At 61.1% G+C, this 19,714-nt stretch carries 22 protein-coding genes; 12 read left to right on the top strand and 10 right to left on the bottom strand.

Features of this window, described 5'->3' with window-relative positions; genetic code table 11:
- Nucleotides 1–32: 32 nt before the first annotated feature.
- From HUV26_RS05125 to fliQ, 9 genes are all read left to right on the top strand, one after another.
- Nucleotides 33–791, top strand: coding sequence for a YggS family pyridoxal phosphate-dependent enzyme (locus HUV26_RS05125; RefSeq protein ID WP_308483148.1), 759 nt, complete (start codon nt 33–35; stop codon nt 789–791).
- A gap of 99 nt (nt 792–890) precedes the next feature.
- Nucleotides 891–1,652, top strand: coding sequence for a motility protein A (locus HUV26_RS05120; RefSeq protein ID WP_174409035.1), 762 nt, complete (start codon nt 891–893; stop codon nt 1,650–1,652).
- A 113-nt stretch (nt 1,653–1,765) separates the two neighbouring features.
- Entirely contained in the window at nt 1,766–2,611 is an 846-nt protein-coding gene (locus HUV26_RS05115) for an OmpA/MotB family protein (protein ID WP_174409034.1), read from the top strand.
- A gap of 3 nt (nt 2,612–2,614) precedes the next feature.
- The gene (locus tag HUV26_RS05110; protein WP_174409033.1) at nt 2,615–3,343 is read left to right on the top strand and encodes an OmpA/MotB family protein; all 729 of its coding nucleotides are present in this window, start codon (nt 2,615–2,617) and stop codon (nt 3,341–3,343) included.
- Between the two features lie 39 nt (nt 3,344–3,382).
- The gene (locus HUV26_RS05105) at nt 3,383–3,874 is read left to right on the top strand and encodes a flagellar basal body-associated FliL family protein (protein WP_174409032.1); all 492 of its coding nucleotides are present in this window, start codon (nt 3,383–3,385) and stop codon (nt 3,872–3,874) included.
- A gap of 53 nt (nt 3,875–3,927) precedes the next feature.
- Nucleotides 3,928–4,521, top strand: coding sequence for a flagellar motor switch protein FliN (fliN, locus tag HUV26_RS05100; RefSeq protein WP_174409031.1), 594 nt, complete (start codon nt 3,928–3,930; stop codon nt 4,519–4,521).
- Nucleotides 4,514–5,095 carry a flagellar biosynthetic protein FliO gene (fliO, locus tag HUV26_RS16785; protein ID WP_243451271.1) on the top strand — a complete coding sequence of 194 codons (582 nt, stop codon included), beginning with the start codon at nt 4,514–4,516 and terminating at the stop codon, nt 5,093–5,095. The genes fliN and fliO overlap by 8 nt, the downstream gene beginning before the upstream one ends.
- A complete protein-coding gene (fliP, locus tag HUV26_RS05090; RefSeq protein WP_174409030.1) occupies nt 5,016–5,828 on the top strand; it encodes a flagellar type III secretion system pore protein FliP in 813 nt (270 codons plus the stop codon). Before fliO ends, fliP begins: the two co-directional genes overlap by 80 nt.
- A 15-nt stretch (nt 5,829–5,843) precedes the next feature.
- The gene (gene fliQ, locus HUV26_RS05085; RefSeq protein ID WP_174409029.1) at nt 5,844–6,113 is read left to right on the top strand and encodes a flagellar biosynthesis protein FliQ; all 270 of its coding nucleotides are present in this window, start codon (nt 5,844–5,846) and stop codon (nt 6,111–6,113) included.
- A 157-nt stretch (nt 6,114–6,270) separates the two neighbouring features.
- On the opposite strand, the gene HUV26_RS05080 is transcribed toward fliQ, so the two are convergent.
- From HUV26_RS05080 to ahbB, 6 genes are all read right to left on the bottom strand, one after another.
- Nucleotides 6,271–8,490: a hypothetical protein gene (locus tag HUV26_RS05080; RefSeq protein WP_174409028.1), complete on the bottom strand. Its 2,220-nt coding sequence runs from the start codon at nt 8,488–8,490 to the stop codon at nt 6,271–6,273.
- Between the two features lie 204 nt (nt 8,491–8,694).
- Complete coding sequence (locus HUV26_RS05075; protein WP_174409027.1) at nt 8,695–9,087, bottom strand: cytochrome c3 family protein; 393 nt, start codon at nt 9,085–9,087, stop codon at nt 8,695–8,697.
- A gap of 149 nt (nt 9,088–9,236) precedes the next feature.
- Nucleotides 9,237–10,169, bottom strand: coding sequence for a precorrin-3B C(17)-methyltransferase (locus HUV26_RS05070; protein ID WP_174409026.1), 933 nt, complete (start codon nt 10,167–10,169; stop codon nt 9,237–9,239).
- On the bottom strand, nt 10,166–11,242 hold the full coding sequence (locus HUV26_RS05065; protein ID WP_174409025.1) for a cobalt-precorrin 5A hydrolase: 1,077 nt from the start codon (nt 11,240–11,242) through the stop codon (nt 10,166–10,168). Before HUV26_RS05065 ends, HUV26_RS05070 begins: the two co-directional genes overlap by 4 nt.
- Nucleotides 11,243–11,313: 71 nt before the next feature.
- The gene (gene hemL / locus HUV26_RS05060; protein WP_174409024.1) at nt 11,314–12,594 is read right to left on the bottom strand and encodes a glutamate-1-semialdehyde 2,1-aminomutase; all 1,281 of its coding nucleotides are present in this window, start codon (nt 12,592–12,594) and stop codon (nt 11,314–11,316) included.
- A gap of 52 nt (nt 12,595–12,646) precedes the next feature.
- Nucleotides 12,647–13,126, bottom strand: coding sequence for a siroheme decarboxylase subunit beta (ahbB, locus tag HUV26_RS05055; RefSeq protein ID WP_174409023.1), 480 nt, complete (start codon nt 13,124–13,126; stop codon nt 12,647–12,649).
- A gap of 341 nt (nt 13,127–13,467) precedes the next feature.
- Between ahbB and HUV26_RS05050 the strand changes: the two genes are divergently transcribed.
- The gene (locus tag HUV26_RS05050; RefSeq protein WP_174409022.1) at nt 13,468–14,460 is read left to right on the top strand and encodes an NAD(P)H-dependent glycerol-3-phosphate dehydrogenase; all 993 of its coding nucleotides are present in this window, start codon (nt 13,468–13,470) and stop codon (nt 14,458–14,460) included.
- Between the two features lie 49 nt (nt 14,461–14,509).
- Here the strand turns inward: HUV26_RS05050 and HUV26_RS05045 are convergent, their stop codons facing one another.
- Complete coding sequence (locus tag HUV26_RS05045; RefSeq protein ID WP_174409021.1) at nt 14,510–14,758, bottom strand: SPOR domain-containing protein; 249 nt, start codon at nt 14,756–14,758, stop codon at nt 14,510–14,512.
- Nucleotides 14,759–15,227: 469 nt separating this feature from the next.
- Between HUV26_RS05045 and HUV26_RS05040 the strand changes: the two genes are divergently transcribed.
- On the top strand, nt 15,228–15,752 hold the full coding sequence (locus HUV26_RS05040) for a C-GCAxxG-C-C family protein (protein WP_174409020.1): 525 nt from the start codon (nt 15,228–15,230) through the stop codon (nt 15,750–15,752).
- Nucleotides 15,749–16,618 carry a DMT family transporter gene (locus HUV26_RS05035; protein ID WP_174409019.1) on the top strand — a complete coding sequence of 290 codons (870 nt, stop codon included), beginning with the start codon at nt 15,749–15,751 and terminating at the stop codon, nt 16,616–16,618. The genes HUV26_RS05040 and HUV26_RS05035 overlap by 4 nt, the downstream gene beginning before the upstream one ends.
- Nucleotides 16,619–16,717: 99 nt before the next feature.
- Here HUV26_RS05035 and HUV26_RS05030 read toward each other — a convergent pair whose 3' ends face one another.
- The 3 genes from HUV26_RS05030 to dsrB all read right to left on the bottom strand — a co-directional run bounded on the left by HUV26_RS05030 (nt 16,718) and on the right by dsrB (nt 19,705).
- Nucleotides 16,718–18,151, bottom strand: coding sequence for a cobyrinic acid a,c-diamide synthase CobB (locus tag HUV26_RS05030; protein ID WP_174409076.1), 1,434 nt, complete (start codon nt 18,149–18,151; stop codon nt 16,718–16,720).
- Nucleotides 18,152–18,254: 103 nt separating this feature from the next.
- Nucleotides 18,255–18,491 (bottom strand): dissimilatory sulfite reductase D family protein, encoded by a 237-nt coding sequence (locus tag HUV26_RS05025; RefSeq protein ID WP_174409018.1) that lies wholly within the window; start codon nt 18,489–18,491, stop codon nt 18,255–18,257.
- A 68-nt stretch (nt 18,492–18,559) separates the two neighbouring features.
- A complete protein-coding gene (gene dsrB / locus HUV26_RS05020) occupies nt 18,560–19,705 on the bottom strand; it encodes a dissimilatory-type sulfite reductase subunit beta (protein ID WP_174409017.1) in 1,146 nt (381 codons plus the stop codon).
- Nucleotides 19,706–19,714: the final 9 nt, after the last annotated feature.

Raw genomic sequence — 19,714 nt, 5'->3', positions numbered from 1 at the left:
GACGAGGCCCGCTCTAAAGGAACCGAGACGTAATGGCGATGATGGAAGAAAAACAGGCTGCGGCGTTGCGGCAGCGTTTTCTGGAAGTGCGCGACAGGGTGCGTGCCGCTGCCCGCGCATCCGGAAGGCAGGAGGATGCGGTGGCACTGGTTGCCGTTTCCAAGACGCATCCGGCGGAAGCCGTGGCTGAGCTGGCAGCCCTGGGGCATACCCTGTTCGGGGAAAGTTACGTGCAGGAGGCCCTTGCCAAGCAGGAGGCGGTTTGCTCCCTGATGGGCGGGGAGGCCGGGCGACAGGTGCAGTGGCATTTTATTGGCCACCTGCAAAGCAAGAAGGCCAAGGATGTGGTGGGGAGGTTTTCCCTTATCCATGCCGTGGATTCGCTCAAGTTGGCACAGAACATGCAAAATCGTTTGGCAATGCTGCCGGTTACGCAGACAGGTGCCCCGGCAGGAGTGCAGGATGTGCTCATTCAGGTGAATATTGGCAGGGAGCCGCAAAAATCGGGCGTTGCCATTGAGGATGCCGCCTCCCTTGCCGAAGACGTGGCGCAGATGCCCCTGCTGCGGCTGCAGGGTTTTATGTGCATGCCGCCGTTTCACTGCACGGGCGACATGGCTACGCCATTTTTTGAGCATATGCGGACCATACGCGATGCCGTGGAACACAGGCTGGGTATGCCGCTGCCCCATCTTTCCATGGGCATGTCGCACGATTTTGAGCAGGCTATTGCGCAGGGCGCCACGCTGGTGCGCGTGGGAACAGATATTTTTGGTACACGGGACGCCTGATTTTCGGCGCGCCATAATGCGCGGGAAAGAGGTGTTGCGGCGGATAGGGCTTCGGCATGCAGCCGGTTCGGTCTGGACAGGTAAAGAGAGACTGATCTTATGGATTTGGCAACCATACTGGGAATAGTGCTGTCATTCGGGCTTGTGGTGGCCGCCATCATGTCGGGCAGCAGCTTGTTCATCTTCATTGACGGCGCGTCCATGGCCATTGTTCTGGGGGGCACGACCGGCGCATTGTTGGTGAACTACCCGCTCGGCAAGGTGCTTTCCGTGACCGGCGTTATCAAGAAGACGCTGTTCTCCAAGTCGGAAAGCCCCTCCACCATCATTGAACAGTTCATGGACTACGCCAACCGCGCCCGCCGCGAGGGGATTCTTTCCCTTGAGCCCATTATCAAGGAGATTGATGACGCCTATCTGCGCAAGGGGCTGCAGCTTACCGTGGACGGACTGGAGCCTGCGGCCATTCAGGAAATTATGGAGACGGAAATCGCCAACATAGAGGGCCGCCACGAAAACGGCTACGACATTGTGAAAGCCCTTGGCGAATATGCTCCGGCCCTTGGCATGATTGGTACGGTTATCGGGCTTGTGCAGATGTTGCAGACCATGAACGACCCCAGTTCCATCGGCCCGGCCATGGCGGTGGCGCTTATCACGACTTTTTACGGGGCCATTCTGGCCAACCTGGTGTTCAACCCCATGGCGGGCAAGCTGAAATCGCGCAGCAAGGACGAGATTCTCATCAAGGAGATGCAGATGGAAGGCATTCTGGCCATCTCCAAGGGGGAGAACCCGCGTATTATTCAGGAAAAGCTTTCCAGCTTCCAGCCGCCCAGGGAGCGCAAAAGCAGCGACTAGCGGGTATGACGGACGGGTGTAACCGATGGGTGTAGCCGGCGGGGACAGCCGGCAATCCCAACAGGTAAGCCCAACAGGCAAGCCCAAAAGGCAGACGCAGCAGGCAGACCGGCATGGCAAAGCGCAAGAAGAAAAAAGGCGGCGGAGACGCCCCGGCATGGCTCATCACCTTCTCGGACATGATGACGCTGATGCTCACGTTCTTTGTGCTGCTGGTAAGTATGGCGGTTATTGACGAGCGGCGCAAACTGGTGGTGCTGAATTCCATTTCCGGTGCCTTTGGCGAGGGGCTTGGCAGCTTTAACCCCAAAACGCCGCGACACCACACCCGGCTTATTGAACCGGGGGCCATGGATATGGAAACCGACTCGCTGGAACCGCTTAAGGAAATGCTGTGGGACGACCAGCGCGGGGATTTGAATTTTCAGGAAAACAGCTATGTGCAGATATTTTCCATAAGCGATGAGGTGCTCTTCCGGCCCGGAACGGCAGAGTTAAGCGAAGAAGGTGTGGTGCTTATCAACCGTATGCTGCCGTGGCTGCTGCGGGTGAACCATCCGCTTCTGCTGGCGGGGCATACCTCCGGCCTGCGGGAGGAGATGGGAGAGGATTACCGGGTGGACCTGGGCAGCCTGCCGACCCGTTCGCCCGCATGGGAGCTTTCCTTTTTGCGCGTGATGAGCATTTACCGCTACCTCACGGGAAGGGGGATGTCTACGGAATCGCTTACGGTGGAAGCGTTTGGCAGCAACCGACCGCGCTGGACGGAAAACACGCCCGAAGGCAGGCGCATGAACCGGCGGGTGGATATTGTGCTTGACCGGCGCAACAAGGAATGGATTGAGCGCATGGAAAGGCTGCGTCAGAGCGGTGCCGCTGGTTCCGGGGATTTTAACTACAGGGATTTTCGGTTCCGGCTGAGCTTGCCGGGTTCTTCGCCCCCAGAGACGGGAGAGTGAGCCATGGCACGAAAGAAGAAGGAAAAGGGCGGTGGCGGCACCCCGGCGTGGTTGATTACGTTTTCGGACCTTGTCACGCTGCTGCTGACGTTTTTTGTGTTGCTGCTGAGTATGGCCTCTATGGACCGGGTAATGCTCTCGCAGATGAGTCCTTTTCAGAGCCGTGCCGAAATTATCAGCCATCAGGGATCGGGGAAGGTGCCCACAAGGGTGACTGTGCTGCTGAAACTGCTGGAAGATACGCAGATGGCTCTGAACAAGCCGGAACGCATAAAGGACCTGCTCTTCCCGGACGATGTGCTGCCGCCTGATATTGATGTGAGCACGCTGGACAGGAATTTGCGGATTCTGGAGCATCCCGAAGGGCTTGCCATTGTGCTGACGGACTCGCTGCTTTTTCCTTCCGGCAGCTATACGCTGAACCCGGCGGCGGAAAAGCTGCTGGAACAGGTGGGAATGATGTTGCAATACACCACGGCGGACTGCAACATAGCGGGGCATACGGACAACATGCCTTCTGCACCGTTGGACAATTATGCCCTTTCCGGCATGCGGGCGATGGCTGTTCTGGACTATTTTCTTGCGCTGGGCATTGCCCCGCAACGGTTTTCTGTAAGCGGCTACGGGCCGGACAAGCCTGCGATGGACAACATGACGGAAGCCGGAAGGGCGCAGAACAGGCGTGTGGAGATTCTGATTAAGACCTCCCAGTGGATGGGACGATATATGTAGCCTGTCGCCTTGGCAGGCGGGCGCGACAAGGAGGCGATTATGGCCGATGCGGGACAGCCGGAAAAGAAGAAGAGCAAGCTCAAGTGGATAATTGTGCTTGTGCTGCTGGTTATTGTGCTGGGGGCGGGTGGTTTTGCGGCGTGGAAGTTTTTTCTGAGCGCGCCGGAGGATCCCGCAGGGCAGCAACTGCCCCTTGATGCGGGTGCCGCGGGCGAAGTAAGCCCCAAGGATGCCCGCGTGGTGACGCTGCCCACGTTTCTTGTGAACCTTGCGGACCCGCTTGGTCGCCGCTACATTAAGCTGACGCTGGATGTGGAGGTGGTGAGCCCCGCCGCTGCCGCGGAATTGGAATCATCGCAGGCGAAGGTGCGGGACGCGATTATTCTGCTGCTTTCCAGCAAGTCGTATGTGGACCTTGCCCCGCTGGAGAACAAGATTCTGCTCAAGAACGAGATTGTGACGCGGCTGAACCAGATTATGGGCGGCTCCAAGGTGGTGCGGGTGTATTTTACGGAACTGGTCATTCAGTAGTGGCAAGTACCGATCAGTAACGGCGAACATCCTTTCACGCAGGAAGGTGGAATATGGCTGACGAACTCGATCAGGATCAGTTGGCGGCACAATGGGCGGCAGCGCTGGAAGCGCAGGAAGAGGGCGATCCCGATCCCTTTGAGGCGGCTGCAGCCGCTGCGGCAGCCGCTCCGGCGGCAGCTCCCGCGGCAGCGCAGAAGAACGGCAAGGCAGGCGGTATGAGCGATGATGAACGGCTTGCCGCAGAATGGGCAGCAGCCCTTGCCTCTGACGAGCAGGATCAGGTGAAGAAGGAGAAGGAACAGGCCTTTTTTGCCTCTGCTGCGCGGGAAGCCACGTTCAAGGATTTGACGGAAGAAGCCAAGAACCCCCGGCCCGACAGCGGCAAGCGCGAGCTGGATTTCATTCTGGACATCCCGCTGGATGTTTCTGCGGAGCTTGGGCGCACCCGGCTGCTCATAAACGAACTGCTTCAGCTCGGTCAGGGTTCGGTGGTGGAACTGAACAAGCTGGCCGGGGAACCGCTGGAGATTTTTGTGAACGGCAAGCTTGTGGCGCGCGGTGAGGCCGTGGTTATTAACGAAAAGTTCGGGGTGCGGCTCACGGATATTATCAGTCCCATTGAACGGGTGAAACAGCTTGCTTAACGCAACGCAGATAAGCGCCGCCATGGCGGATGCGGCAAACGCGACAAATGCGACTTTTCGGGCAGCCGTGGCACACAACGCCACGGCAGAAGCCATGGTTGCGCCTGGCGGGCCTATCGGGTCTGTAGGGGCTGTCGGGCCTGGCAGCCCTGTTGCGCGGGCGGTGGAAGAGGGTGTCAACGCAACGACGCTGTTTTCTTCCGGCACCGCACCCCTTGAGGCGGCTCCCCAGATAATGGGCTGGGGTGGGTATTTTCAGGCCATAGGCGTGCTGCTGCTCATTCTGGGCGCGCTGTACATGGGCCTGTGGGCGCTCAAGCGGTTCGGCAAGCTGCGGGCCATGGGCAGCCTTGGACGTCAGGGGTTGGCCGTGGAGGGGCAGTTTCACCTTGGTCCCAAGAAATCTCTGGTGGTGGTACGCTTCTTGAATAAACGGTTGCTGTTGGGGGTCACTGACCACAACATCAATCTTTTAACGGAGACGGAAGCGGACCATGACGGGACACGCGAATCGGACAAAGCAGACTTCAGGGCCATGTTGGAAAAAGCGGGCGACGGGGAGAGTTCTTCTTAGCCTAGCTCTGCTGCTGGGGCTGCCAGTTCTTGCAGCAGCGGCGCAGGACCTTGCCCTGCCCACGCTTTCGTTACAGCTTGCCGGGGGAGAGACTGAGCCGGAGAAGGTTTCTGTCCTTTTTGAAATCCTGTTCATGCTCACCATACTGTCGCTGGCTCCGGCCATAATGCTGACAGTAACCTCCTTTACCCGCATCATCATCGTCTTCCATTTTATCCGCATGGCGCTGGGCGTGCAGCAGCTGCCGCCCAACCAGGTGCTGGCGAGCCTTGCCATATTTATGACTGTTGCCATTATGATGCCTGTGGTGACCGACATAAACCAGAACGCCGTGCAGCCCTATCTGAACGAAGAAATAGGGTTTTCCAAAATGCTGGATACGGCGCAGCAGCCGCTGCGCACGTTCATGTTCAAGCACACGCGGGAGAAGGACCTTTCCATCTTCTATACCATCACCAAGATGGAGCGCCCGAAGAACAAGGACGAAGTGCCCACCTTTATGCTGGCGGCCGGGTTCATCATCAGCGAATTGAAGACAGCCTTTACCATAGGGTTTCTCATCTACATTCCGTTTCTCATCCTCGACATGGTTATTTCCAGCATCCTGCTCGCCATGGGTATGATGATGCTGCCGCCCATGATGGTTTCCGCACCGTTCAAGCTGCTGCTCTTCGTCATGGTGGACGGATGGAGTTTGCTGACCGGCTCTTTGGTGAACAGTTTTCTCTTATAGCAAGGAGACCGCCCCATGACGCCCGAATTTGTGATTGGCTTTGCCAGACAGTCCATAGAATTGGCCCTGATGCTTGCCCTGCCCATGTTGGGCGTGGGACTTGCCGTGGGTGTGTTTGTCTCTGTGATTCAGGCGGCAACGCAAATTCAGGAGATGACCCTTTCGTTCATTCCCAAGATCGTCTCCATATTTATTGCCCTGCTGTTCTCGTTTCCGTGGCTCATGGAGCGCATGGTGACGTTTACCCGTGACGTATTCATCAATATTCCCAACTACGTGCGCTGACCGCTCCGGCAGTGACGCAATGTAAACAAGGGCCGCCCCGTATGGAGCGGCCCTTGTTGCGTGCGGTTGGTATGTGCGGACTGTTATGCGTGGATGTTGTGTGCGGCTTGTTATGCGCGGCTTGTTATGCGCCAAAGAAGCGCGGCACGGAGCCGGGCTATTCCTCTGCCAGAAGGGCAGCCAGCTCTTCGCGGATGATGTCTGCGGCTGCCTTGGCGGCGGTTTTTTCCAGCGTGGTCTTGATTTCGTCCTTGAGTTCACGGCCAAGCATGTTCCAGTCCTTGTGGGTGAACATGGATTCTTCCAGCTCCGCAAACCGCGCGTCCAGCTTGGCGTCCAGCATGGCGGAGATGCGCTCCATGACGGGGCTGTTTTCCGCCAGCGCATTTTCCAGTGCGGCGTGCAGGTCTGTGTGCACCGGGCAGGCTTCTTCCTCCGCAGCGGCTTCCGCGATTTTGCGGGCCACGATATCTTCCACGGACTCCTCGGAAAGGCGGGCTGCGGCTTCCAGTGCGGCAATGCGCTGCAGCAGGGACTTCATATCGGGCGCGGAAGCGGCGAAGGCGGCGTCCGGGGAGGCGGGGGCGGCTTCGGCCGGGGAAAGGTCGTCCAGCGTGAGGCCGCCTGCCAGCATATCGTCCGCGTCAGGTGCATCTGCGGAATCCGCAAAGTCCGAACCGTCATCGTCTGCCAGATGGAGGGCATCGCTGCCCGACAGGCCTGCAAGCGGGTCTTCGTCGCCATCCTGCGGGGGTAAAGCGTCCAGATCGGCAAGCAGGGCGTCTATGTCTGCATTGGGCGCATGGTCCGGTACATCATCGCCGAGCAGGTCGGCAGCCAAATCGTCGGCCAAATCGTCGGTCAAATCGGCAGCCAGACCATTGGGCTGAACGGTATCCATATCGGGCGCATCTGCGCTGCCGAGCAGGGCTTCCAGTTCGTCCAGAGCGTCCGGTACTGCGGCCGGGTGTGCGCCTGCCGTTCCGGTTGCTCCGGCTGCCACGGGGGAAGCGGCTTCTTCTGCGGCAAGAATGTCATCCAGATCCGGAATATCTTCGTCGTCGCCTGCGGCAGACATATCCCCAAGGTCCGCTGAGCCGGAAAGGCCGGGTGCCTCTGCCGGATGATGGTCTGCCGTCTGCTCCGGTTGGGTGAGATCGCCCAGCAGGGCGTCCAGATCGTCCATATCCGGCGTATCGAGAGATTCGTTGGGGTCGAAGGGCAGGGCAGGCTCCCCGGCGGCAGGTGCCGGAGCGGGGGAGCTTTCCTGCTGGAGGTCTTGATCGTCATCGCCCAGAGAATCGAGGAAGGCGTCCAGATCGTCCGTTGTCCCCATGGTGTCGGTCATATCCGGGGAATCCGGGGAGTCCGGGGAGTCTGGGGAGCTTGGCGAACCTTGCCTGCCAGCGGGGAGGGGCTGCGCCGCTGCCGCCGGAGCGGGGGTCTGCAGGGATTCGAGCAGGCTGTCCAGGTTGTCCATGTCTGCCTGATCGTCTGCGCTGTCCGGCCCGTCCATGTCCGCAGGAGCGGCGCTCCGCGTGGCTGCCGGTTCCGGAAGGCCGCCGGTCGCTTCTTCCAGCAGGCTGTCCAGATCGGAAAGGTCCGGCAGGCCGTCATCCTCTGCCGGAGCGGGGGCTGTTCTTCCCTGAGGAACTTCAAGCCCTTCTATGAGGGCATCCAGTTCGGAAAAATCGATATCGGTATCGGCACCGGCAGTCTGTGGCTTGGCAGCTGGGGCAGGTGCCTTTTCAGGAGCGGGGCCCGGTTCCGGTGCAAGGCCAAGCTCGCTGAGCAGGTCGTCCACGTCATCGTCCGGCACCTCTTCCATGGCGGGGGAGGGCTTGGACGGCTGAGGAGCCTTGGCGGGTTTGGCGGGCGTATCATCCAGACTGCCGAGGAGGGCATCAAGGTCGGCATCCATGTCATCGTCATCTGCCGGAGATGCGCCTTGTGCGGCGGGACCGGCGCTGTCCAGTCCGCCGAGCAGGTCGTCCAGCTCTGCGGCAAAGTCATCGTCGTCATCCGCCGGGGAAGGGGCTGACGGAGACGCGGCAGCCTTTGCGGCTGAAGGAACGGCGGGCGGAGAGTCTTCTTCTGAGTCCAGACTGCCCAGCAAATCGTCAAGGTCGGCTTCGAAATCGAGCCCCTCGTCAGCATCCCTTGCAGATGCGCCCGGTGAGGCCGCTGCGCCGTTTCCATCGGTGAAGAGGTCCTCCAGTTCTTTCTCGAAGTCCACCTCGTCACCGCCGGCATCAAAGAGATCGTCGGCCAGATCCTCCGCCCCTGCAGAGGCGGGCGGGGTGCCGTGTTCCACGATGTCTGTAAGCTCTATGATGTCGTCTTCGACGTCGAATTCGGGGGTGTCTTTCGGTGACATGGCGTACCTTGGGCTTTCTGGTTTGCAAACCTGACAGCGAGTAAGCGACTCGCCGGAGTCCCCGGCAGGGCGGAGCCACGGAGGGCGCACGGGCCTATGCGGAGGGTTCTGTCACGCTATCCCACCCAGAATAACCATACATCGGACGATAACGCAAGAGGCCGCCCTTGCGGACGGCCTCTTCAAATCAATTATCCTTGAGTCTTAGGGATGGCAGCTGGACTGCTTGCAGCCGGTGAGGGCCTTCTTCTTGTCCTTGTCTGCGCCCGCTACGTCGTTGTGGCAGGAAATACAGGTGGCAACGGTGCCAGCCTTACGGTCATGGATGACCTTGTAGTAAGAGCCCTTGACGTTCTTGTCGGCTTCGGCGGTGGAGTGGCAGCCCTCAGTAGAGCACTTGCCGAAGTTTTCCTTGCCATCCACGGGGTGGTGACAGTCGGCACACTGTGCAGACGCGTGGGTGGAGTGGTTGAAGACCACAGGCATCTTCGTGGCTTCCATCCTGTACCCGTCTGCGGGAGCTTCAGCAGCAACCAGCGGCAACGCGAAGGCCAGAGCCAGAGCAGCAACCAGAGCAATGAACAATGACTTCCTCATGAGTAACCTCCTTCACAAGGCATGTTAAGAATTTCACACAATGGATATAGCAGGCACCGTGCCATGTCAAGGATAGCCGCCTTTTGACAGGACTAGTGCACGGTTTTACACAAGTTTCTGTATCCTCATACAGAGGGAGGTGCGGAGGATTATTCCCGGTGTCGGTATTTTGTCATGTACCCGCGGGGCGTAACCATGTGCCTGCCCATGCGGCGGGTGGAACTGTTGCCGATGATGAGGATGGAGAGCATGTCCACGTCTTCCGGTGAGCACTCTGCCAGCGAGGTGACAAGCACGGCCTGTTCCGGCCTGTGGGCCTGCCGGACAATGCCCACGGGGGTTTCCGCTGTGCGGTGGGTGGCGACGATTTCCAGCGCGCGGGGCAGTTGCCAGTGGCGTTTCTTTGACTTGGGGTTGTAGAGCACGATGACGAAATCGCCCTCTGCGGCACAGGCGAGGCGTTTTTCAATGACCTCCCACGGCGTGAGCAGGTCGGAAAGGCTGATGCAGGCGAAGTCGTGCATGAGGGGCGCACCCAGCAGTGCGGCGGCAGCGGACAGGGCGGGAACCCCCGCGATGATTTCTATGTCCGGCATGTCTGCCGGTTGTCCCTTGCTTTCTGAAAGGGGGGGGCGGGCTGCCTGCATCTGTTCGGCCTGAAGCTGCCCGGTCTGAATCGGCACGCTTTTGTGCAGCCTGTTCTTGGGGAGTCCGCTGTCTTTGGGGAGCCCGCTGGCTTTGGGCAGTCCGTTTGCCAGTGCCTGCCCGGCGGATACGGCCCTCTCTTCTGCCAGTTCAAAGACCAGTCCGGCCATGGCGTAGATGCCGGGGTCGCCCGAGCAGACCACCGCCGTGTTGCGGCCTGCCTGTGCGCAGGCCAGCGCGGCTGCGCAGCGTTCCATCTCGCCCATCATGCCTGTGGCGATGATTTCCTTGCCTGCCTTCAGTTCCGGGGGGACAAGGTCCACATACAGGGTGTAGCCCACAATCACATCGGCCTGCGCAAGGGCCTGCGCCGCCTGCGGGGTGAGCAGCGATGCATGGCCGGGACCAAGCCCCACCACCTTCAGCCATCCGGTCATACCGTCTCCATGGCGACAGCCAGCGTGGTGCCGCTGTCCTTTATTTTTTCCTGTATCAGCAGGGTGTTTTTGCCTGTGGCGGCACCACTGGCAAGGGCGGCGGCTTCTGCCACGCTGCGTGTGCCCACCGCACGCAGGGGTTTGTCTGACGGGTTGGGCACAGGGATGCCCTTAAGCGCGTCTGCCGGAAAGAAGCGCACAGGCAGGCCCATGCGCCGGGCGGCCTCCAGAAGCCCTTTTTCATCCGCTTTGGCATCTACGCTGGCAAGGCAGGCCACGCTTTCCAGCGCGATCATACGGGTGGCCAGTTCGCGCCGCACAAAGGATTCTATGGCGTCCGCAGAACGCCCGCTGCGGCAGCCCACGCCCAGATGCAGCACGCGGGGGTGCAGCACAAGCGTGTGTTCGCCCGGAGAAAAGAGCATGGGGTCGCGCCATGTGACCAGCACCGCCGCATCGTTTGCCGCCCGCTCTTCGCTGCCGCAGAGGGCCTCTTCCATGTGTTCCACAAAGCGGAAGCGGTGGGCGTGCGGTCCTTCCTGCAGCCGCAGGGCATTGTGCGGGTCGTGGACGGTAACGGGCAGGTCTGCCAGCAGTGCGCCGTTGACGTGCTTGACGGCCTGCGGATTGTGAATGGCGCAGCCCGCCTCCATGGCGACCATGTCCAGCGAGGGGAGCGATTCCGTATCTGTGGCGGTGGTGATAATCGCGGTGCCGCCGGTGATGCGGGCGATATCCTGCGCAAGTGCATTGGCACCGCCCAGATGACCGGAAACCAGACTGATGACAAAGCGCCCCTGCTGGTCCAGCGCCACCACGGCGGGGTCTGTGCTCTTGGTGTGCAGGTGTGGGGCGATGCAGCGCACGGCAATGCCTGCCGCCGCTATGAAGATATGATGCCCGAAACGGGCGTAACCTTCTGCCACGCATTCGCGCAGGGCGGCAAAGCCGTGTTCGCCTTCGCGGGCCATGCGGTGGGGCAGGCAGACCAGCCCGCCGTATTCTGCCGCCAGCCTGCGGGCCAGCTGGGCACCCTGCGGAGTGAGGGCATATATGGCGGTGGTGTGCAGCATGGCGTGATGGTGAGGCGTCTGCGGCGGAGGCGGCGGGGCCGGTTCCGCCGCAGACGTGTTTGTGTGCGGAGCTAGAAGGTAACCTTGGCGGCTGCTTCAAGCGTTTTTTCGAAGTCTTCGTCCGTGTGGGCGAAGGAGACCATGGCCGCCTCGTAGCTGAGCGAGGCCAGGTAAATGCCCTGTGCGCGCATCTGCTTGTAGAAGGCGGTGTAGAGTTTGGGCACGGAGGTCTTTGCGGTGGCAAAGTCTGTGACCGGGGTGTCTGTGAAGAAGATGGTGAACATGGACGCCAGCGTGTTCATGGTGACCGGCACGCCCTTGGCCTTGAGGATGCCGAGCAGGGCGTGGGCGAAGTCTGCCGTGCGTTTTTCCAGCGCGGCGTAGTCTGCCTGCCTGAGCAGCTTGAGCGTGGCTATGCCTGTGGCCATGGCCACGGGATTGCCAGACAGGGTGCCCGCCTGAAAGATGGTGCCGCAGGGGGCGATGTGCTGCATGATTTCGCGCTTGCCGCCGTATGCGCCCACGGGGAAGCCGCCGCCGATGATCTTGCCGAGGGTGGTGATGTCTGGGGTGATGCCGAACCGGGCCTGCGCGCCGCCGTAGGAGAGGCGGAAGCCGGTGATGACCTCATCGAAGATGAGCAGGGCGCCGTATTGGTCGCACAGGGCGCGCAGTCCTTCAAGGAAGCCGGGGGCGGGGGGCACAAGGCCCATGTTGCCCGCCGTGGGCTCCACGATGATGGCGGCGATGTCCTGCGGGTGCAGTTCGAACAGTGCCTTGACGCGTTCAAGGTTGTTGTAGGGCGCAAGCAGGGTGTCCTTGACCGTGTCGGCGGGCACGCCGGGGGTGCCGGGAATGCACAGGTCGGCGTAGCCGGAGCCTGCGGCGGCGAGGAAGGAATCGGCATGGCCGTGGTAGCAGCCTTCGAACTTGATGACCTTGTCACGCTTGGTGTAGCCGCGTGCAAGGCGCAGGGCGGTCATGGTGGCTTCCGTTCCCGAATTGACCATGCGCACCATTTCCACGCCGGGAACGGCCTCTATGACCAGTTCCGCAAGTTCAAGTTCGGCGGGGCAGGGGGCACCGTAGCTGGCACCGGCAGCGCAGGCTTTCTGCGCGGCTTCCGTGACGGCGGGGTGGGCGTGCCCGAGCAGCATGGGGCCCCATGACTGCACGAAATCGATGTAGGTGTCGCCCTCTACGCTTACCAGCTTGGAGCCGTGGGCGCGGGCGATGAACAGGGGTTCGCTCTCTACGCTCAGGCAGGCGCGGATGGGGCTGTTTACCCCGCCGGGAATGACTTCCTTGGCTCGGGCGTAGAGTGTGCTGGATTGGGCGGTGGTGTATGCCATGTTGCGGTTCCTTGTGCGGGCTTGCGGGCGGTGCCGGGGCGGCAGCGGCGCGTTAGAAATACGTCATGGAAATTTTTTTCAGTTCCTTGAGCGAGGTGAGTACCGCGTATTCTTCCAGTTCCGTCTCTCTGCGCAGTTGCTCTATGACTTCCAGGTACTCGGTTTCGTGCCGACCGTGGATCATGGTGAACAGCGTGTAGGGCCATTCCGGGTGCGAGGTGGGGCGGTAGTAACAGTGCGAGATGAGCGGATGGAGCGCGGCATGCTCGCCTGCGGCATCTATGCGGTCTTCGGCGATGATCCATGCGACCATGGCGTTATGGTTGTATCCGGCTTTCTGGTGCTTGAGGCTGACCCCGAAGCGGCGGATGGTGCCCTCTTCCTTCATCTGCCGGATGAGGCCGAGCACGGTTTCCTCGTCTGTTCCCACCTCGCGGGCGATGTCTGCATAGGGGGTGAGGCTGTCGGGCAGGTCTGCCTGCACGATGTGCAGTATGCGCTTTTCAATATCCGTGAATTCGGTTTTGGCCATGGCGTATCCTTTCCGGTGCTTGCGGGCGCGGGTTGCTGGTGCGGGGGCACCCGGTTGTGCGACCGGGTGTTGCGGGAGCGCCGTAAAGGGTGTTGATACCTGTTCGCGGCGCGGGATGCAACCGCCCCGTGTGAGCGGCGGGCATGTGCGCTTTGTGAACGGCGGAAGGGAGGCGGGTTGCAAGCACGGACGTGAAAAGGTATCCCTCATGCGGTGTGCGAAGGCCGCGGGCGGGTGTTCTGCTGTTTGGGGCTGCGCCTGAACATGGTTTGCTCTTTGCACTGTTTCGCACTGAACTGCCTGAATGACATGACGTGTTAACAGGCTCATAAGGATGGTTCATGAAAATAGCCGTTATTGGTGGTGGCAGCTGGGGCACGGCGCTGGCGCAGGTGCTTGCCGGAAAGGGGTATGATGTTTCGCTGCTGGTGCGCCAGCGGCATGTGGCGGAAGCTATTGCGGCCACGCGCATGAATTCTGCCTATCTGCCGGGAGTGCGGCTGGATGCGCGCATAGTGCCGACAACGGATGCACAGGCTGCCCTGACCGGGGCCGCCCTGACGCTTTTTTCCGTGCCCTGCCAGTTTTTTCGCGCTGCGTTGCGCGATGCCGCGCCGTTGCTGCCGCAGGGGGCAGTGGTGGTGTGTTCCAACAAGGGCATGGAGGTGGATTCCGGCAAGACCGTCTCGCAGATGGTGGAAGAGGAGCTGGCGGGCATGGGGGCGCGGTTTGCCATGATTTCCGGTCCTTCGTTTGCGGCAGAGGTGGTGCGCGGGCAGCCTACGGCTATAGTCATGGGCTGCGCGGACCCGGAGCTTGGGCGGGAATTGCGCGAAGTGTTTTCCACCCCGTGGTTCCGGGTGTATTCGTGCACGGACGTGCGCGGGGTTGAGCTTGGGGGGGCGTTTAAGAATGTTATCGCCATTGCGGCGGGCATGTCGGACGGCATGGGGTTTGGCGACAACGCCCGTGCGGCACTGATTACGCGGGGGCTTGCGGAGATGTCACGTCTGGGCGAAGCCATGGGGGCGCGTCCGGGGACGTTCATGGGGCTTTCCGGTATGGGCGATCTGGTGCTGACCTGCACGGGCAGCCTTTCGCGTAACCGGCAGGTGGGGCTGCGTCTGGGGCAGGGGGTGCCGCTGGAACGGATTCTCGGCGAGATGCATCAGGTGGCGGAGGGCGTGAAGACCACGCAGGCGGTGCATGCCCTTGGCTGCCGCATGGGCGTGGACCTGCCCATTACCAATGCCATGCATTCTGTGATGTACTGCGGCAGGAATCCGCAGGGCGTGTGGCAGGAACTGATGACCCGCGAACTGAAGGAAGAATGAGCAAAACGCCCGCGCAAATTCGGCAAGATGCGCGGGCGTTTTTTGTTTATTAGATGGCCGGTTTTATCCGTACGTCCGGGTGCTGTTCCGCAAGGGATGAACTTACGGAGCGCGCCTGTCTGATGTTGGGATAGCTGCCTACCCGCACGGTCCACAGGGCGTGGCCGTTGCGATGTATGGGAGCGGGATTGCTGGCGGAAAAACCCTGTTGTACAAGGGTGGACGCCAGTTTTTGGGCCTCTTTGGGGCACGCGAAGGTGCCGATGTGAACATGGAATGTGCCGCAGATGTTGATCATGGGTTGTCCGTGTGGTCAGCGGCGGCACGGGCTGGGTAGGGTACACGCGTTCCGGCTCCTTCCGCGCGGGGCCGTAGATGCGTTGCCTGTGTGCCGGGGCTGCCCGTTCGGGCATGGCAGTTTGGCGCGCATGGGTGTGCGCCTTGCTGCCGGTTGTGTTTTGGGTGCCTCCCCGCCACGGGCATGGGCACGGGGCGGAAGGGCACGGGCCGGTTTGCGTTCTTCCCGGACGGCGGGGGTGTGCGGAAGCCACCTTTGCTCGTCCATGACGGCGCGAGGCATGCGGGGCCGGATGCGGAAGCAGGCACCGGAACGCACGGATCACGCGCCTATTTATGCACTGCTCCCGGACCGTAACTGCGTGTTAGCGCAACCACAGGCCGGGAATGTGCGAAAAAGAGTGTGGCGGAAGAGCGATTCCCACAGTTTCCGCTCGACCGGTGACGGAAAATTCCGTATACGGGGCCATATGTCAAGTCTATTCCAAATGATCAACGATGACGGTGAGATAGCTGCCTGTGGAAAGGATGCCCAAAATCGCTTTTCTGCGCTGTATTGTGCGGAGAGTGTGCTGGGAGCCGTAGCGGAAGCCGAAGGAATTGCGGAAAGCGTTATTCCGCGCATGGCAACGGGCTTTTGCAGCGGCATGGCCCGCACGGGGGGGCTGTGCGGAGCGGTGGCCGGTGCCGTGATGGCTGTTTCACTGGTGCATGGCCGGGATTGCGGCGAAGACCCGGTGGAGCCCGCGTATGCGCGGGTGGCGGCCCTGTGCCGTGCGCTAGAAGCCAAATGGGGCACCTGCCAGTGCCTTGCGCTTACCGGGTGTGACTTTACCACGCAGGCCGGGCAGGACAGGTTCCGTGAACAGGGGCTTAAAGAGGCCGTGTGTCTGCCACTGGCGGATGACTGCGCCCGTATGGCGCTGTGGCTTGTGCGGGCCGATATGGAACAGGTGGGGCGCGTATCCGGTGCCGGAGAGGAAGAGCGGTCATGATGGTGTATGCGCGGCTGCTGCTCACGGCGTTTATATGGGGCGGAACCTTTGTGGCGGGCCGCATGCTGGCGGGGAGCGCTGAGCCGTTTGCGGCGGGATTCTGGCGTTTTCTCATGGCTTCCGTATGCCTGCTGTGGCTGGTGCACACCCGGCAGGGCGGCTTGCCGCCGCTGGACAGGCGGGGCTGGATGGGCGTTTTTTTGCTGGGGGCCACGGGCATATTTGCTTACAACGCCTTTTTCTTTACCGGGTTGCAGACGGTTCCCGCCGGACGTGCAGCGGTTATTGTGGCCATGAATCCCATCTTCATCGCCCTGCTGGCCGCGCTTTTTTTCGGGGAGGGGCTTTCACGCCTGAAGATGCTCGGAATCGTCCTGTCCGTGGCAGGGGCGGCCACGGCCATATCGCGCGGGGACTTTGTGGCGCTGTTTTCCACAGCCATAAGCTGGGGGGATGCGGCCATATTCGGGTGCGTGGCCAGCTGGGTTGCCTATTCCCTGCTGGGCAAGCGCATGATGCGCAACCTTACTCCCCTTGCCGCCGTGACGTATTCCTGCCTTGTGGGCACGGCACTGCTGCTGCCATGCGCCCTTGCGGAGGGCATGCTTGCGCATGTGGGAGAGTATCCGCTACAGACATGGCTCGCCTTTGCGTATCTGGGGGTGCTGGGAACGGTGGCGGGATTTACGTGGTTCTATGAGGGGGTGAAGGCGCTGGGGGCATCCAAGGCCGGGGTGTTCATCAATTTTGTGCCCATTACCGCCATTATCAGCGGCTGGCTGCTGCTGGACGAACGCATATCCATTTCCCTGCTGGCTGGCGGCATGCTGGTGGTCAGCGGCGTGATTATCACCAACCGGGGATAGCCGGGGCATACCGGGGAGAGCCGGATATCCGCCCGTACGGGCAAAATCTCTGAGACTCTGATAGCATCAGCCGGGCACATTGTGTGCCCGGTTTTTTTGTCAGCTTCTGCCGGGTGCTGGCGGGACGAGGTGGTCTGCTCCGCGCATTTCCGAACGGTGGCGGCGGGCTGCCAGCACCATATTGACGGCCCAGTGGGGTTCGCCGAGGGCAAAAAGATGGGTGTAGGAGGCGAAGACGTTGTTTCGGATAAGGCCGTCGCAGTCTGCCACCATGCCGAAGCCCCGGTCCATGCGCAGGCCGAAGGCCGGTTGCGCCCCCGCATCCACCACGCATTTGGAATAGTGGAACTCATGTCCTTTGATCACGCTGCCTGCGGGGTGGTAGGGGTTTTCCAGCGTGACGGTGGCGTCTATGTATCCCAGCCCCTGCGGCCTGTCGCACAGGTGGGTGCTGACGGGGAAGACGCCTGTCATGGGGTATTCGCAGCCCTTGTACACGAGGCTGCGGGAGAGCACCATGAAGCCGCCGCACTCGGCGTAGATGGGCAGGCCGGAGTCCGCGAGATGGCGGATATGGTCGCGTATGGGGGTGTTTTCCGCAATGCGCTCGGCCAGTGTTTCCGGGAATCCGCCGCCGAGGTACAGGGCGTCCAGCGCGGGCCAAGGGTCGGGCGAGAGCAGCGAAAGTTCGATAAGTTCCGCGCCGGCGTGGCGCAGGGCCTGCAGATTTTCCTCATAATAGAACCACAGGGCGGCATCGCGCACGTAGCCGATGCGCACAGGGGGTTCGTCTCCGGGAGCCTTGGGCACCATGTCCCACAGGGGCGGAGCGTCCGGCACGGCGGGAGCGGTGCAGGCTATCTGCCACAGGGCGTCCACATCGCAGTGTTCGCTTATGAGGTCGGCCACGGTTTCCAGCGGATCGTCCTCCGGCGTGTATTCCTGATCGGAAATAAGCCCCATGTGGCGCTCCGGAATGGGGTTGGTGCGCATTTTGGGGAGCGCCCCCAGAACCGGAATGCCCGTGTAGTGCTCTATGGTCTGCCGGAGCATGGCGCGGTGCCTGTCATTGGCCGTGCGGTTGAGGATGACCCCGGCGATGTGTATGTCCGGTTCGAATCCGGCAATGCCGGAGACAATGGCGGCGGCGGTGCGCGTCATTTTGGTGCAGTCCATGGCGAGGACCACGGGGGTGCGGAGGATGCGCGCAAGCTCTGCCGTGGAGCAGGAGCCGGAGAGGTCCTTGCCGTCGAACAGGCCCCGGTTGCCTTCGATGAGCGCACCGGCATACGGCTCCACAGAGGTGCGGAACAGGGCGCGCAGCATGTCCTGCGGGAGCAGGTAGGGGTCCAGATTGGTGGCGGGGCAGCGGGCGGCAAGACCGAGCCACTTGGCATCTATGTAATCCGGTCCCTTTTTGAAGGGCTTTACGGCAAGGCCTTTGCGGATCCATGCGCGGGTGGTGCCGAGGCTGGTGATGGTCTTGCCGGTGCCGCCGTTCAGACCGGCGATGATAAGGCGGGGACGGAACATGGAGGTTCTCCCGTAGGTGGGCGGATGGGGCCGGGCCATAAAGTGAAAGAGCGTATGGACGGTGTCCATACGCTTTTCTTAACGCGAGACCAAGACGGAAAGACTACTCTTCGTGCTCAGCAGCGGCCTGCTTGCCTGCACCCTTGAGTCCGTACATGGTGGTGGAACCGGAGGACCAGTATTCCATGACTTCAGTCTTCACGAGTTCGGAAAGAATCTTCTTTACTTCGCGGGGCTTGAGGTCGGGGAACAGCGGAAGGAAGTCGTTGAAATAGAACTTGGACTTGCTTCCGGCCTTGGACTGGAGGAAATCTACAATAATCTTCTGTGCGTCTTCCATGGGAAGCCCCTTTAGCGTTTAAGCGGGCGGGGAATATCCCCGCCCGACAATGATTGCTCAGGCTCTGCTTAGAACTTGAACTGGGTCGACTGACGCCAGGTGTAGTAAGCAGGATCGCGGAAGTCGTCGATGAGGTGGTGGGTGAACTCAAGGCCGGTCAGTTCGAAGAACTTTTCCCAGCCGATGCGGTCGGCCCATTCGCCCAGACGCTCGTACTTCCGTGCGTTGGCGGCGTACACTTCGATGATGTGCTTGATCTTCTCGGTGAGGGAAGGCCAGCGGGGCATCTCGTTGGGGATGTAAGCCACAACAACCTTGGAGAACATGGGCTGGCTGATACGGTTGGAAACCTTACCGCCGACCATGATGAGAAGTCCGTCGCCTTCACCATCGGAGATGGGCAGGGCGGGGCACATGGTGTAGCAGTTACCGCAGTACATGCAGCGTTCGTTCTTGATAGCGATGGAGTTGACCTTCTTGTCGCCGATTTCGACCTTGGTGGGACGAACTGCGGCGGTGGGGCAGGAGGCAACGGCCAGCGGGATTTCGCACAGCTGGTCAGTCCACTCGTGGTCGATCATCGGGGGCTTGCGGTGGATACCCACAACGCCGATGTCGGAGCAATGCACGGCGCCGCACATGTTCAGGCAGCAGGCCAGTGCGATGCGCACGGGGGCGGGCATACGCATGTTCTGGAAGTCATCGAACACGGTGTCCATGATCGCCTTAACCGGGCCGGAGGCGTCGGTAGCGGGGGTGTGGCAGTGAACCCAACCCTGGGTGTGAACGATGTTGGAGATGCCGGCACCGGTTCCGCCGATGGGGAACTTGTTGGAGCCGCCGGCGAACTTGCGGGAAGCAAGGTCAGCCTTCAGGCCTGCCAGCTTGGATTCGTCGTCCACCATGAATTCCACGTTGTTACGCGTGGTGAAGCGCAGGTGGCCGCCGCAGTGCTTGTCTGCGATTTCGCAGATTTCGCGGATGTGGGTGACGGACATCAGACGGGCTGCGCCGACACGGACGGTGAACACCTTGTCGCCGGATTCGGCCACGTGGACCAGTACGCCGGGCTCAAGGATTTCGTGGTATGCCCACTTACCCTTGTTCTTGGCGATGACGGGCGGCAGGAAGTCGTTGTAATCACGGGGGCCGATGTCAGTAATACGGCCTTCCATGGGTTTCGCGGGATTGTATCCGGAAGAGATGAATGCCATTGTTTAGTA

The sequence above is a fragment of the Desulfovibrio psychrotolerans genome (assembly GCF_013340305.1).
In the GTDB taxonomy this organism is placed as follows: Bacteria; Desulfobacterota; Desulfovibrionia; order Desulfovibrionales; family Desulfovibrionaceae; genus Halodesulfovibrio; species Halodesulfovibrio psychrotolerans.
This window is presented reverse-complemented; position numbering and strand designations above follow the sequence as displayed.